Here is a 12695-nt window from a genome sequence, read left to right on the forward strand (position 1 = left end):
CCAGTCCTTGGGCTTGCAGGCGTAGGACTGGGAAATCCTTTAATCGAGCATTTCCCGGCGCATCATGGCCTGGAACTTCTCCCGCTCGATTCTGCCGAGAGCCTCCGCCACTTCGAGTATCTGAGGGCCGAAACTGTCTTCATCTTCGGTGCCGGCGGCTGCCTTGGCTTTGCTCATGAGCAAATCGAGGGCGCGGCTGTGCTTGGCGCTTTCCATGCTGAGCCTGGCTATTTCCCTGTCCAGTTCATCAGCCTTTGCCACCTCAACCTCGTCAAGGGTTCGAGGGGAGAAGCTTTCCTCAAGGCGAGCTGTGATTTCAGCGTTGAGGCTGCGCTTGGTCTTTCGAGCAGACTCTTCAAGCTTCTCCCGGAGTGGTAGCGGCATCCGCAGCGGGTAGGCGGTTGGCTGAATCTTCTCGCTCATCTTTGTCCTAGGGGTGAAGGTGTATATGGAGTATGCAAATAGATTTGTTTTGAGATCAAAGAATCTATTTGACGCCACTGATATCTTGATATCTAATAGATTCACACCACAAGGAGCCAGCCATGGCAGCGAAGACACCAATCAGTCCATACCCACTGCGCCTGCGGCCGCACGTGAAAGAGGCTGCGAAAGCGCAGTCGGAGCTCTACCGACGCAGCCTGAATACCGAAATTGAAATGCTTATTGAGGAGGGGCTGAAATGGCGGGAGATGCAGCAGAGCAGGCAGGCGGTAGCCTGAAACGAAGAAGCCCCGGCGTGCAGGCCAGAGCTTCAGATAACGAAATCAACTTCGGAGAAGAAAACGTCATGAGCGATATTAGCACAGCTGTATCCAATGTCATCCCCTTCAAGTTCGGCAAACAACAGGTCCGCACGCTGCTGATCGACGATCAACCTTGGTTCGTGGCCAACGATGTTTCTGCTGCGCTTCAGTACGGCGAAGCGTCGGCGATGACTCGCAATCTGGACGACGACGAAAAGGGTCTGTCTATTGTGCAGACCCTTGGCGGTGATCAGGAGATGCTGGTCATAAACGAATCCGGCCTTTACTCGGCGATCCTGCGCAGTCGCAAGGCCGAAGCCAAGCGCTTTAAGAAGTGGGTCACTGCTGAGGTTCTTCCGGCGATCCGCAAGCACGGTCGATATGAGGACCAGGGCAAGATGGCTACACTCATGGACGAGCTTATCGGCATGAGCGAGCTGAATGTCATCAAAGGCTTGATCCGCGACAAGTCTAAGGCTGTTTCAGCTGATCAGCGCCAAGGTTTTCAGCTGGTGATGCACAATCGCCTGCACACCCGCTTCAATGTTCCACGCACTGAGCTGATCCCTGCTGACCAATTCGATCAAGCCTGCAACTTCATTGGCAGCTATGCACTTGAAGGCGAGTACCTGCCCAAGACAGAGCTGGTCAGCAATACGAATGCACTGTCGGACAAAGAGCTCTACAACGTATTTTTCCTGATGCACCACTTCTTGGCGCTGAAGAGGGTTTACGACGAGTACCAGCTTTATAGCGCGCTCAGCATGCTCGGCTCTCAGGCTGGCGCTGACATGATTGACCACTTCCGCGACCCGATGGTGGCCGTTTCCACTCTGAAGCAACGACTCCCGGACATGGAGGCAGCAGCAGTTCGTATGGGGATGGAGCCTGGTTTTGTGATGAGGATGGCGGCATGAACTTCACACTCAAAGCTGGCGGTCGCGCTCTGATCCTTTCCCCGGAGCTGCCAAATCTGGTCGGCCGCTCTGGCCAGCTGATTCGCAAGGTCGACGAAAATTGGCTGATGCTGGTCGAGGGCAAGCGCTACTCGGTCAGCGAGAAAAGTCTGATGCCTCTGGACGGCTTCAATCCTGGCGCTCCAAGCGCAATGTGTGCGGAGGTGGCGGCATGAATACAGGAATTATTCCGTTCCACTACGAGGGGCAGGCCGTCAGCTTCAATAGTGACGGCTGGATAAATGCCACTGAAGTGGCGGCGCGTTACGGGAAGAAGCCAATCAAGTGGCTAGAGCTGGCCAGCACGAAAAACTACATGGCGGCGCTTTCTCGGCACCTCGGGTTTGATGTCCGCAATTCGGACTTCAAAATGGTCGAGGCGTCCCGGGTTCGTGGTCGCGCCGGTACTTGGCTGCATCCAAAGCTTGCGGTTGCGTTTGCCCGATGGCTGGATGACGACTTTGCGGTCTGGGCTGACCTTCATATTGATGCGCTCCTGCGTGGCGAACTCAACGAAAAGCAACAATTTGACCGGGCATGCAAGGCCCTGAACGACGCTCAGAGCATTGCCAGCCTCAGCGGAAAAGAGCTTTCAAAGTTTCGGTGGAAAAAACCGAAGCTTGTGCACGACGTTGATTACTGGCGAGACCAATTGCAGCTCACGCTCGGCCTCGACGCCGCATAGCCTCCCGCGAACCCGAAGAACCCCGCACATGCGGGGCTTTCGTGTTGCTCCCTTGTTGGTGATAAAGTCCCGCGATATCTCAACGAGGGAACGATATGAAAATGTTCGTGGGGGCTTTGGCGCTCGTAGCGCTGGCAGGGTGTGGTGACCAAGGGCCTTGGGATGGGCCTGTTGGCACTAAAATGGGGGTTACAACTTCTCAGCTGGAGAAATATGTCGCCCTGTCAAAAGATGGGGGCGCCGATCCCCTGGGGCGAACGACCTACTTTTCTCCGCAAGCGCCAAAAAACGAGGCAGGCGCTGATAGGTATTCATATTTAATCGGTGGAAAATCTGGGTTGTGCGAGGTCGGCCAGTGGTTTCAGAGCATTAACTCTACAAACTCCGACGTTGCAAAGTCGCTTGCAGATAAGTACGGGGCGCCAAACAAGGAGGCTGCGCCAAGCTGGGGCGTGTCATGGACGGCTGGCGAACATAAGCTTGACCATGACCTTGAGTCCATCAGGATCAAGTTCAGCGGTGAAGAACCCCGTATCTCTGCCTATGTGAAATACACGTACAAGAACCTGAAAGACTGCAAATAAATCTAATTCTGCAAAGAGCCCGCCTAGAGCGGGTTTTTTATTGCCCGGAGAAAACTGATGAGCACGAACTTCGCCTCGCTGGGCATTTCTGTCGAGTCTTCGCAGGCTGCAAAGGCTGCTGACGATCTGGACAAGTTGGTTGATTCGGCAGTTGATGCCGAGAAGGCGATTGATGACCTTGGCAAAACTGGCGAAGGATTGGCCAATACCGGAAAGAAGATCACTCAGGCAGAAAATGAGGTAGCCCAGGGTGTCGAGAAGTCTACGGCCGCGATAGACCGCAAATCTGGTGCAAGCCGCAAAGCAGCCGACAGCGCTGTGGCTGAGATCAACGTGATCGCCCAGCTTGATCGGGCCATGACCGGCAATATCACCAGTATGGAATCCCTGATGCAGGCTGAGGGCCTGCTTGAGCGCGCCAAGAAAGGCGGATTGGTCACGGCTGAGGAGCAGATCAAGTATCAGGAGCAGTTGGGCAAAGCGTTCGACAAAATAGAGAAGGCGGAAGCCAAGGAAACAGCCCAAAAGCAGCGCCTGATTGACGCAGAAAACCGACAGATTGAGGCGCTGAAACGCACCGTCAATGGAATTGACCCGGTAACCGCAAAGCTGGCAAAGCTTGAGGCGCAGGAGAAGGCAGCGCACGAAGCGTTCCGTGTTGGAGCAATTGATGTCGAGGCCTACAACGCCGCCCTGGCGAAGGTCGGAAAAGATCGAGCGGGCGTTACCGAAGTAGGCGGAGCCTTCGACAAGCTGAAGCTCGGCACTCGGCAAGCCCAAGAAAATGTCATGCAGCTCAGCAATGCCATTCAGTCGGGCGATTGGGGCAGTGGAGCGCGGGCAATTGCGCAGTTAGGCGCCGGCGCAGGCGAGTCGGCGGGGCGAATGATTTCCTTGGCTGCCCCTGTTGCTCTGGTGACTGCTGCCATCGGCACACTAGCAGCTGCCTACTTGCAGGGCGTTGATAGAGCAGAAAAATTCAACAACGCGCTTATTGTTAGTGGTGGGGCTGCGGGCAAGACAACTGCGCAGTTAACTGCAATGTCGCTAGCGCTTGGGAAGGGGGGCAACCTCACTCAGGCGTCAGAGGCTCTTCTCGCAGTCGCAAGTTCTGGAGAACTCACAGGCAGTACTTTTGATTCCGTTGCGCGCGCCGCCACCGAGCTTTCGGTGGCCACAGGGCGGAGCTCTGGGGAAATCGCCAAGCAGATGGTCGGCAGTAAGGGGGACGTTGCTGCACTCGCAGCTGAGTACAACCGCCAATACCACTTCATGAGCAGCGAAACTTACTCGCACATCAAGGTTCTGCAGGAGCAGGGCGATGAAATGGGGGCGTTGGAGCTTCTCACTACTCAGCTTGCCGACTCAATGGCTAAACGGAACAAGGATATTGAGGACTCGGCTCGCGGTGTCGTCGGTGCGTGGCGCGATGCGAAGAAAGCGTTCAGTGACTACTGGGGGGAGTTTACGAGCCGTGCAGGCGCAGATAAGGATACGTTTACTCTGCAAGTTAAGCAGGGACAGCTCGAAGACGTTAAGGCCCTGCCTGAAAGCAATCTCCGAACAAAAGCAATTGCGAACCTTGAGCAAGAGATATCGCTCATCCAGCAGCGTATCGGCGCAAAGCAGAAAGACGCCGAGCAGGATGCCAAGACTGACGAAAAAACTCAGAAAGGCATTGATGCGGAGCGTGACCTTGAAGTTATTCGCAAGGCTGCCTACACAAACAAGCAAAAGCGAGACAAGGAAGAGGAAAAGTATCTTCAGAAGATCGCTGACCTGCGCGAGGCGAACCCAAAAAGCCCGCTGCTCGATCAGAAACTGATTGAGCGAGACCTGGACAATATCCGCAACAAGTACAAAGACCCGAAGGCAGCCTCAACCCAAGTCGATCTGACCAGCTTCAACAACGCCAAGAACAACCTCTCCGATATAGTCAATGAATACCGGAACGCCCAGAAGGAACTGGAGGCCCAGCAGAAAGCCGGCGTGGTATCGCTCTCGGACTATGCGAAGCAGCGTTCGGCACTGATCAATCAGGAAAAGGACGATGTCACCGCGGCGTACCAGGCCGAGATTGATGCACTGGAAGCGGCCAAGGCCAAGAAAGGCACGACGGCGGCCCAGAGCATCCAGCTCGACCAGAAGATCGCCGATGCTCGCACTGGAATGGTCAAAGCGCAAAAGGACGCCGACAGTCAACTGACGATCATCGCCACAAGCGAGAAGGGCCGACTTGAGCAGCTGACGGCCGCCTCAGAGGCGTACGTCAACCAGTTGGAACGCCAGCGGGCCGCACTGGAAGCCGCTGGCTCCCGCGCAGCAAACGGGCTGGGCCTGGGAGACCGGCAAGCGGCACTGCAAGCGAGCCTCGACGCAACCACGGACAAGTTCAACGACGAGCGGGCCAAGCTGCTGGATCGCCGCAAGACCGCGCCTGACAAGTACAGCCAGGAAGACTACATGCGCGACCTGGCCAGTCTTGAGGATGCGGAAAGGAAGTACCGCGACACTGTGGTCGACAACTACGACAAGATGTCGGAGGCCCAGGGTGATTGGCGTAGCGGGGCCTCATCGGCTTTCCAGAACTATCTGCAGTCTGCCAACGATGTGGCTGGCCAGACCAAGAGCCTGTTCACGAATGCTTTTTCCAGCATGGAAGACGCGGTCGCGAATTTTGCTGTAACCGGCAAATTGTCGTTCTCCGATTTCACCAAATCGATCATCGCCGATATGGCGCGGATCGCGACTCGACAAGCTGCCTCTGGTTTGCTTTCGAGCATCGCCGGAAGTGCGCTTGGGGCGTACTTCGGTGGCGGTGCGGGTGCTGGCGCTACCAGCTTCGGGTCAGACATTGGTGGTGCAATCACTGCCAATGCCAAGGGCGGTGTGTACGACTCGCCAAGCTTGTCCAGCTTCAGCAACCAGGTGCACGACAAGCCGCAGATGTTCGCCTTCGCGAAGGGCGCGGGCATCTTCGCCGAAGCCGGGCCGGAGGCGATCATGCCGCTGACCAGGACGGCTGGCGGTGAGCTTGGGGTGCGGGCGCTGGGTGGCGGTGGGGGCGGGGCGGGCGGCGGGAATACCGACTCCAAGATGGAGGTCACCATCAACATCAATCGAGATGGATCTGGCGATGCGACTGCAGATACAGCAATGGGCCAGAAGCTGGCCCCTCAGTTCCTCGCCATGATCCGAGGTGAGATCGCAGCGAATGAACGCAGAACGTTGAGCCCCAGCGGGGGCGCAACGTGGAGAGCAATCAACGGGAGATAAGAAGCGGAAATGATTCGCCGTTAAATTTCGGTCAGGGATGACCGGACCTTATCAATCACAAGTTGCTCAAGCTGGCGATAGGTCAAATCTTTGGCGCCTTCATGCTCGAAAGTCACCCCGAAAGTGCCACCGGCCTGCCCCTCTGCCATCTCCAGCGAAATTTGTACCTTCCCGCCGATGCTGGTTTTCCCTGCGTCCGGGGTGTCTTCGTAGACGCTTACTTCTGCCAGTTTCATTTTCATGTAATTACCCATTTCCTTGGTCAAAAAAACATTCTACCCCGGAGCCATCATGGCGATCGAGACATTCACCTGGGCCACCCAGCACGGGGAGGCGCCCGATATTACCTATCGGGTGCGCACCTCGCAGTTCGGGGACGGCTACAAGCAAGAGGTCGGGGACGGGATCAACAACAAAGTCGATTCCTACCCGATCACCCACACGGGCGGACAGGCGAGAGCGCTGGAAATTATGGCGTTCTTCGACCGTCATAAGGGTGCCAAAGCCTTTCTCTGGACAACCCCGCTTGGCCAGCTTGGCCTGTTCACCTGCAAAAACCCAACCCCTACGCCTATGGGCGGGGGAGTATTCAAATTGACGGCGACGTTCGAGCGCGCTTTCCACCCGTAAAGGTCAATCCATGTCGCTGATCAACGCTATCCAGACTCTTGAGCCTGGCAATGAAGTCATGCTGTTCGAATTGGACGGCAGCGATTACGGCGCCGATGTTCTGCGCTTCCACGGGCACGCAATACCGCATACCCCTGCGGAACTGATCGCCGCCGGCGGTGACGCCGATCAGCTGCCGGCGAAGTCGATCTGGTGGAAGGGCGAAGAGTACGGCGCCTGGCCCATGCAGTACGAGGGCAGCGAGGCGAACGGCGACGGCACTGCGGTAAGGCCCAAGCTGTCGGTCGGTAACGTGAACGGGCGCATCACCGCGCTGTGCCTGGCCTTCGAGGATCTGCTCGAGTTCAAACTGACAATTCGCAACACGCTGGCCGAGTTTCTCGACGCGGTGAACTTCGAAGGCGGCAACCCCACGGCCGATCCCACTCAAGAATCGATCGAGGTCTGGTATGTAGACCAGAAGGCCAACGAGGACGGCGAGACGGTCAGTTGGGACTTGGCCAGCCCGGGCGATGTCGGCGGCGAGACGATCGGCAGGCAGATGACCACGCTATGCCACTGGTGCCTCACCGGTGGCTACCGTGGCCCGAACTGTGGATACACCGGCCCATACGTCACCAAGGACGGCGTCGTCACCGACAACCCAGAACTGGACGTGTGCGACGCCACTCTGGGCAAGGGCTGTATTCCGCGTTTCGGCGAGGGCAATGCCTACCCGTTCGGCGGTTTTCCCGCCGTTTCCTTGATCGCTCGGAGCTGACCATGCGCAAACACATCATTGCGGCCATTCAGGCGCATGCGGCGGCCGAGTACCCGAAGGAGTGCTGTGGGTTGGTGCTGGCCGTGGGCCGGGCGCAGAAGTACTTCCCGTGCCGTAACATCGCAACCGAGCCCAACGAAGAGTTCCGGCTTGAGCCAGAGGATTACGCCGCGGCGGAAGACCAGGGCCAGGTGATCGGTATCGTGCATTCGCATCCGGACGCCACCAGCAGGCCGTCATCGCGCGACCTGGCGATGTGCGAGGCTACGGCCTTGCCCTGGCACATTCTGTCATGGCCTGAAGGGGATTTAAGGACGATCACGCCGACGGGCAGCACGCCGCTGCTCAAGCGCCCGTTCGTACACGGCGCCTGGGACTGCTGGCAGGTCTGCGCGGATTGGTATCAGCGTGAATGGGGGCTCCAGTTTGAAGCTTTCCAGCGCGCCGATGGCTGGTGGGAGAGTGCAGACAGCACAAGCCTTTATGAATCGAACTACGCCGCCGCCGGATTCGAGCAGGTCGACAGCCCGCGGCGAGGCGACATGATCGTAATGGAGGTAGGCCGCACGGCTCACCCGAACCACGCAGGGATCTATCTGGGAACTGACCCGTTGCTTCCCGGTGAAGATTCCGGAGTGTTCGGGCCTGGTCCGTTCGTACTGCACCACCTGTATGGCCGTCCGTCCGAGGTGTTCGTCTACGGCGGTCCGTGGCTCCAGCGCACCCGCTTAATTCTTCGACACAAGGAGGCCCGATGAGCGCCATCGTTTATTCGCCGATGACCACAATCAAACTGTCCTGCTCACTGGCTCAGAAGTTCGGCCGGCTGCACCGCCGCCAAGTTTCATCTGGCGACACATGGGAGGTTTTCCGGGCTCTGAAGGCGACTATCCAAGGTTTCGACGAAGAAATTCGGCGCCTTGACCGACTCGGCATGCGATTTGCCATCTTTCGCAACCGAAAAAATGTCGGTGTCGATGAGTTCGGCATGGGCGGTGCCAGGGAGATACGCATCGTTCCGGTGGTTGAGGGGTCTAAGCGTGCTGGGCTGCTCCAGACAATCATAGGTGTGGTGCTGATCGCGGCGTCATATTTTACCGGGGGTTCTACTCTGGCTTCTGGCATCGCGCTGACTGCGGGAGGCGTTATCCAGATGCTCAGCCCTCAAGCCGCAGGCCTCAAGCAAAGCGCCTCTCCGGAAAACATGCCCAGCTATGCATTTGGCTCGGCAAAGAACACCACGGCGAGCGGCAACCCCGTCCCCATCTGCATCGGTGATCGCCGGTGGGGCGGGGCAATCATCTCGGCATCGATCTATGCCGAGGACAAGACATAAACGCAACGCAGCGAACAGGCCGCCCAAGAGGCGGTTTTTTATTGCCTGGAGGAAAGCATGGGCGCAGCACAGAAGCTGGATATACACGGCGCCAAAGGTGGCGAGAGCAAGCCGAAGTCTCCGGTAGAGTCACCCGACAGCCTGCGCTCGACCAACGTGGCCAAAATCCTGATCGCCGTGGGCGAGGGTGAATTCGACGGAACACCCACTGCGCGCGATATCTTCCTCGACAACACCCCAATCCAGGATGCCAGCGGCAACTACAACTTCACCAACGTGAAGTGGGACTGGCGTCCGGGTTCTGTCGAGCAGACCTACATCCCGGGTATACCATCGGTCGACAACGAGACCTCGCTGAATATAGAGCTGCGTAGCGGAACGCCGTGGGTTCAGTCGCTGACCAACCTGCAGCTGTCGGCGGCACGTATTCGCCTGGCTACGCCGCGGCTTGCGAGCCAGGACAACGAAGGCAATATTGGTGGTTACAGCATCCAGTACGCGGTCGACGTGGCCACCGATGGTGGGGCCTATCAGGAGGTATTGGTTGGCGCTATTACAGGCAAAGCCACCACTCGCTACGAAAAGTCCATGCGTATCGATTTGCCGCCGGCCACCAGTGGATGGCTGATTCGCGTTCGCCGCATTACCCCAAACCAGAACACCGACAAGATTGCAGATAGCCTGTTCATCGCCGGCTACACCCAGGTGATCGATGCAAAGCTGCGCTACCCGAACACCGCGCTACTTTTTGTGCAATTCGACGCCGAGCAGTTCACCAAAATCCCGGCGGTCACCGTGAAGTGCAAGGCCCGCCGCTGGCAGGTGCCGAGCAACTACGACCCGGTGGCCCGCACGTACTCTGGCGCCTGGGATGGCACCATGAAGGAGGCGTGGACGAATAACCCCGCCTGGGTCACTTACGGTATCTGCACTCAGGACCGCTTCGGCCTTGGTAAGCGCATAAAACCGTGGATGGTCGACAAGTGGGAGCTGTACCGCATCGCGCAGTACTGCGACCAGTTGGTGTCGAACGGTGCCGACGGCGTTGAGCCGCGTTTCCTGTGCGACATGAACCTGCAGGGCAAAGCCGATGCATGGTCTCTGCTGCGTGATATCGCCGGCATTTATCGCGGCATGACGTACTGGGCTCAAGGTCAACTGGTCATGCAGGCAGATATGCCGCGCTCGCAAGATATCGACTACGTCTTTACCCGCTCCAATGTGATCGACGGGAAGATCTCGTACGGCAGCGCCTCGGCGAAAACGCGTTTCACTCGGTGCCTGGTCAGCTATGACAATCCGCTGAACAACTACGACACCGACGTCACCGTCTATTCCGACCTGCCGCTGCAGCGCCGTTTGGGCGACAAGCCAACTGAAATCAGTGCCATCGGCTGCACTCGGGCATCTGAGGCCCAGCGCCGCGCTAAATGGCTGGTGCTGAGCAACAACCAGGACCGCACCATCAGCTTCAGGACCGGTATGGAAGGCCGTATCCCGCTGCCAGGGTTCATCATCCCCGTTGCCGACTCGTTGCTGGCTGGTCGGGAGATCGGCGGGCGCATTGCGGCGGCGTCAGGGAAGGTCATTACCCTGGACCGTGACACCCTGGCCAAGGCGGGTGACCGGTTGGTGGTCAACCTTCCCGGCGGGCGGGCAGAAGGCCGCACCGTGGAAAGCGTGAGCGATCGCAACGTAACCGTGACCATTGCTTACAGCGAGGCACCAGCTGCACAGCTTCAGTGGGCAATCGACGCTGACGACCTGGCAATCCCTCTATATAGAGTGATGAGGACTGCACGGACGCCAGGGGGCGATTACGAAATCAGCGCCTTGCAGTACGAGCCAAGCAAGTTCGCCAGCATCGACACTGGCGCACGCCTCGAAGACCGCCCGATCAGCGTCATACCAATCACGGTGGTGCCGCCGCCGGAAAGCGTAACCGTCACGTCGAACGTGTCGATCGACCAGGGCCTGGCCATCAGCACCATGAACATCTCGTGGCCAGCCGTCACCGGCGCGGTCGCCTACGACGTGGAGTGGCGCAAGGACAGCGGCAACTGGATCAAGGTGCAACGCACCGGCTCCACCAGCCTTGATGTCACCGGGATTTACGCGGGCGCCTATCTGGCCCGCGTGCGCTCGGTGAGCGCCTTCGAAATCTCGTCGATCTGGAAGAGCTCAAACCTGACCAACTTGGAAGGCAAGGTTGGCCTGCCGCCGGCGGTGTCTTCCCTGACCACAACCAGCGAATTGTTTGGGGTCGGCATCAAGTGGGGCTTCCCACCTGGTGCAGAGGACACCCAGCGAACCGAGGTGTGGTATGGGCCTGCAAACGATCTGGGAGCCGCTACCAAGCTGGCCGACCTGGCTTACCCGCAGGCTGAATACCGCATGCAGCAGCTGCAGGCGGGCGCAACCCTGTTCTTCTGGGCGCGCTTGGTGGACCGTACCGGCAACGTCGGGCCGTTCTATCCGGTTGTCGACGGGGTTATGGGGCAGGCCAGCTCTGAGGCTGGGCCAATCCTCGATCTGCTCGCCGGCAAGGTCACGAAAACTGAGCTGGGCAAGGATCTTCTGGATGAGCTTGAAGGCCTGCAGGACCAGATCGACTCGCTTGATGGTTTGAAGGGCTACGATCCAGAAGCCACCTACCTGAAAGGCCAGATGGTGGTGGAGGGTGGGCGAATCTATCAGGCCTTCGTAGATGTTCCGGTAGGCACACCACCGCCGAACGGCGCTTTCTGGCTGGATGTTGGCCAGTCTGTCGAGACTGCGAACGGCCTGGCCCAGCAAGTGGCAACCAACAAAGCGGACATCACGGAGCTCGACGGCGTCGTCACGGCCCAGGCCAGCATGACCAACGCATTGCGCGCCTCGGCGCGCGATGACAGTGGCAGCGGTGCGAAGGCTGATGCACTGAGAGGATACGCCAGCACTGTCGCTATCGTCGAAGAGAGCAAGGTCAGGGCTACCGCCATCGAGGCCGAAGCGACCAAGACAACGAAGCTTGAAGCGACTGTTGGACAGAACACTTCTGCCATTCAGCAAACGTCCTCAGCGTTGGCCAACACCAATGGCCGGCTGCAGACATTGTGGTCAGTGAAGATGGAGACCACCGCCGGTGGACAGAGGTACGCGGCCTCGTTCGGTCTCGGTCTTCAGGTCGATCCATCTGGTGTGTCGTCACAGTTCGTGGTCAGGGCTGACACGTTCATGCTGTTGAACTTGAATAACGGCACGCCGGTGTCACCGTTCTCTGTGTCTGGCGGGCAAACCTTTGTCAGTTCGGCGTTTATTCAGGATGGCACCATCACCAACGCTAAGATCGGCGAATACATCAGCTCGACCAACTACATCGCTGGCCAGCAGGGCTGGATTCTCCGGAAGGATGGATCGTTCGAAATCAACGGGATTGTTCCTGGTCAAGGGCGCTCCATGATGACGAATCGCTCTATGCGGTTTTGGGATAACAATAACATGAAGAGAGTGCAGCTAGGAGATCAAACCGAATGAGTTCTGGATTGCGATTGTGGTCATCAACTGGGGCTCTTGAGTTTGATACCAGCACATCTACTTACAGAATCGTTCTTTCTGTGCTGGTTTCTTATGCGGGCGAACCAAGGAGTCAAAAAACTTTTTCCGTTCCTGGGTGTAATCCAAGTAATTCGATCTGCTTTCTTTTGCCGGTTAATAATGATGCGTCGCAAACCGCTACCAAT

Annotated in this window: 13 protein-coding genes; 11 read left to right on the top strand and 2 right to left on the bottom strand. The window is 57.9% G+C overall.

The genetic code is table 11. The features are described from left to right. Positions 1-39: 39 nt before the first annotated feature. Complete coding sequence (locus PspR76_RS07120) at positions 40-423, bottom strand: Arc family DNA-binding protein (protein WP_159954563.1); 384 nt, start codon at positions 421-423, stop codon at positions 40-42. 122 nt (positions 424-545) lie between these two features. Here PspR76_RS07120 and PspR76_RS07125 point away from each other — a divergent pair, with 122 nt between their 5' ends. From PspR76_RS07125 to PspR76_RS07150, 6 genes are all read left to right on the top strand, one after another. Further along, the gene (locus tag PspR76_RS07125) at positions 546-722 is read left to right on the top strand and encodes a hypothetical protein (protein WP_159954564.1); all 177 of its coding nucleotides are present in this window, start codon (positions 546-548) and stop codon (positions 720-722) included. Further along, complete coding sequence (locus PspR76_RS07130) at positions 683-1663, top strand: BRO-N domain-containing protein (protein WP_237235734.1); 981 nt, start codon at positions 683-685, stop codon at positions 1661-1663. The genes PspR76_RS07125 and PspR76_RS07130 overlap by 40 nt, the downstream gene beginning before the upstream one ends. Further along, on the top strand, positions 1660-1878 hold the full coding sequence (locus PspR76_RS07135; RefSeq protein ID WP_159954565.1) for a hypothetical protein: 219 nt from the start codon (positions 1660-1662) through the stop codon (positions 1876-1878). The genes PspR76_RS07130 and PspR76_RS07135 overlap by 4 nt, the downstream gene beginning before the upstream one ends. Then, a complete protein-coding gene (locus tag PspR76_RS07140) occupies positions 1875-2387 on the top strand; it encodes a KilA-N domain-containing protein (protein ID WP_048375963.1) in 513 nt (170 codons plus the stop codon). The genes PspR76_RS07135 and PspR76_RS07140 overlap by 4 nt, the downstream gene beginning before the upstream one ends. A gap of 95 nt (positions 2388-2482) precedes the next feature. Further along, positions 2483-2971: a hypothetical protein gene (locus PspR76_RS07145; protein WP_159954566.1), complete on the top strand. Its 489-nt coding sequence runs from the start codon at positions 2483-2485 to the stop codon at positions 2969-2971. Positions 2972-3028: 57 nt separating this feature from the next. Beyond that, a complete protein-coding gene (locus PspR76_RS07150) occupies positions 3029-6247 on the top strand; it encodes a phage tail tape measure protein (RefSeq protein ID WP_159954567.1) in 3219 nt (1072 codons plus the stop codon). A gap of 20 nt (positions 6248-6267) precedes the next feature. Here the strand turns inward: PspR76_RS07150 and PspR76_RS07155 are convergent, their stop codons facing one another. Further along, on the bottom strand, positions 6268-6489 hold the full coding sequence (locus tag PspR76_RS07155) for a hypothetical protein (RefSeq protein ID WP_159954568.1): 222 nt from the start codon (positions 6487-6489) through the stop codon (positions 6268-6270). Between the two features lie 49 nt (positions 6490-6538). On the opposite strand from PspR76_RS07155, the gene PspR76_RS07160 reads away from it, so the two are divergent. From PspR76_RS07160 to PspR76_RS07180, 5 genes are read left to right on the top strand one after another with little or no spacing between them, the layout of a single operon-like run. Next, positions 6539-6877 carry a phage tail protein gene (locus PspR76_RS07160; protein WP_159954569.1) on the top strand — a complete coding sequence of 113 codons (339 nt, stop codon included), beginning with the start codon at positions 6539-6541 and terminating at the stop codon, positions 6875-6877. 10 nt (positions 6878-6887) lie between these two features. Continuing rightward, a complete protein-coding gene (locus tag PspR76_RS07165; RefSeq protein WP_159954570.1) occupies positions 6888-7637 on the top strand; it encodes a phage minor tail protein L in 750 nt (249 codons plus the stop codon). A gap of 2 nt (positions 7638-7639) precedes the next feature. Beyond that, positions 7640-8395 (top strand): C40 family peptidase, encoded by a 756-nt coding sequence (locus PspR76_RS07170; protein WP_159954571.1) that lies wholly within the window; start codon positions 7640-7642, stop codon positions 8393-8395. Then, complete coding sequence (locus tag PspR76_RS07175; protein WP_159954572.1) at positions 8392-8973, top strand: tail assembly protein; 582 nt, start codon at positions 8392-8394, stop codon at positions 8971-8973. The genes PspR76_RS07170 and PspR76_RS07175 overlap by 4 nt, the downstream gene beginning before the upstream one ends. Before the next feature lie 57 nt (positions 8974-9030). Then, positions 9031-12489, top strand: a complete 3459-nt coding sequence (locus PspR76_RS07180; RefSeq protein WP_159954573.1) for a host specificity protein J — start codon at positions 9031-9033, stop codon at positions 12487-12489. Positions 12490-12695 lie beyond the last annotated feature (206 nt).

The sequence above is a fragment of the Pseudomonas sp. R76 genome (assembly GCF_009834565.1).
Lineage (GTDB): Bacteria > Pseudomonadota > Gammaproteobacteria > Pseudomonadales > Pseudomonadaceae > Aquipseudomonas.

Bases quoted from the DNA above. Each gene is read 5' to 3' on its own strand.
- PspR76_RS07120 (WP_159954563.1), bottom strand. From the start codon at position 423: ATGAGCGAGAAGATTCAGCCAACCGCCTACCCGCTGCGGATGCCGCTA.
- PspR76_RS07180 (WP_159954573.1), top strand. From the start codon at position 9,031: ATGGGCGCAGCACAGAAGCTGGATATACACGGCGCCAAAGGTGGCGAG.
- PspR76_RS07150 (WP_159954567.1), top strand. From the start codon at position 3,029: ATGAGCACGAACTTCGCCTCGCTGGGCATTTCTGTCGAGTCTTCGCAG.
- PspR76_RS07140 (WP_048375963.1), top strand. From the start codon at position 1,875: ATGAATACAGGAATTATTCCGTTCCACTACGAGGGGCAGGCCGTCAGC.
- PspR76_RS07165 (WP_159954570.1), top strand. From the start codon at position 6,888: ATGTCGCTGATCAACGCTATCCAGACTCTTGAGCCTGGCAATGAAGTC.
- PspR76_RS07125 (WP_159954564.1), top strand. From the start codon at position 546: ATGGCAGCGAAGACACCAATCAGTCCATACCCACTGCGCCTGCGGCCG.
- PspR76_RS07145 (WP_159954566.1), top strand. From the start codon at position 2,483: ATGAAAATGTTCGTGGGGGCTTTGGCGCTCGTAGCGCTGGCAGGGTGT.
- PspR76_RS07155 (WP_159954568.1), bottom strand. From the start codon at position 6,489: ATGAAAATGAAACTGGCAGAAGTAAGCGTCTACGAAGACACCCCGGAC.
- PspR76_RS07135 (WP_159954565.1), top strand. From the start codon at position 1,660: ATGAACTTCACACTCAAAGCTGGCGGTCGCGCTCTGATCCTTTCCCCG.
- PspR76_RS07130 (WP_237235734.1), top strand. From the start codon at position 683: ATGGCGGGAGATGCAGCAGAGCAGGCAGGCGGTAGCCTGAAACGAAGA.
- PspR76_RS07160 (WP_159954569.1), top strand. From the start codon at position 6,539: ATGGCGATCGAGACATTCACCTGGGCCACCCAGCACGGGGAGGCGCCC.
- PspR76_RS07170 (WP_159954571.1), top strand. From the start codon at position 7,640: ATGCGCAAACACATCATTGCGGCCATTCAGGCGCATGCGGCGGCCGAG.
- PspR76_RS07175 (WP_159954572.1), top strand. From the start codon at position 8,392: ATGAGCGCCATCGTTTATTCGCCGATGACCACAATCAAACTGTCCTGC.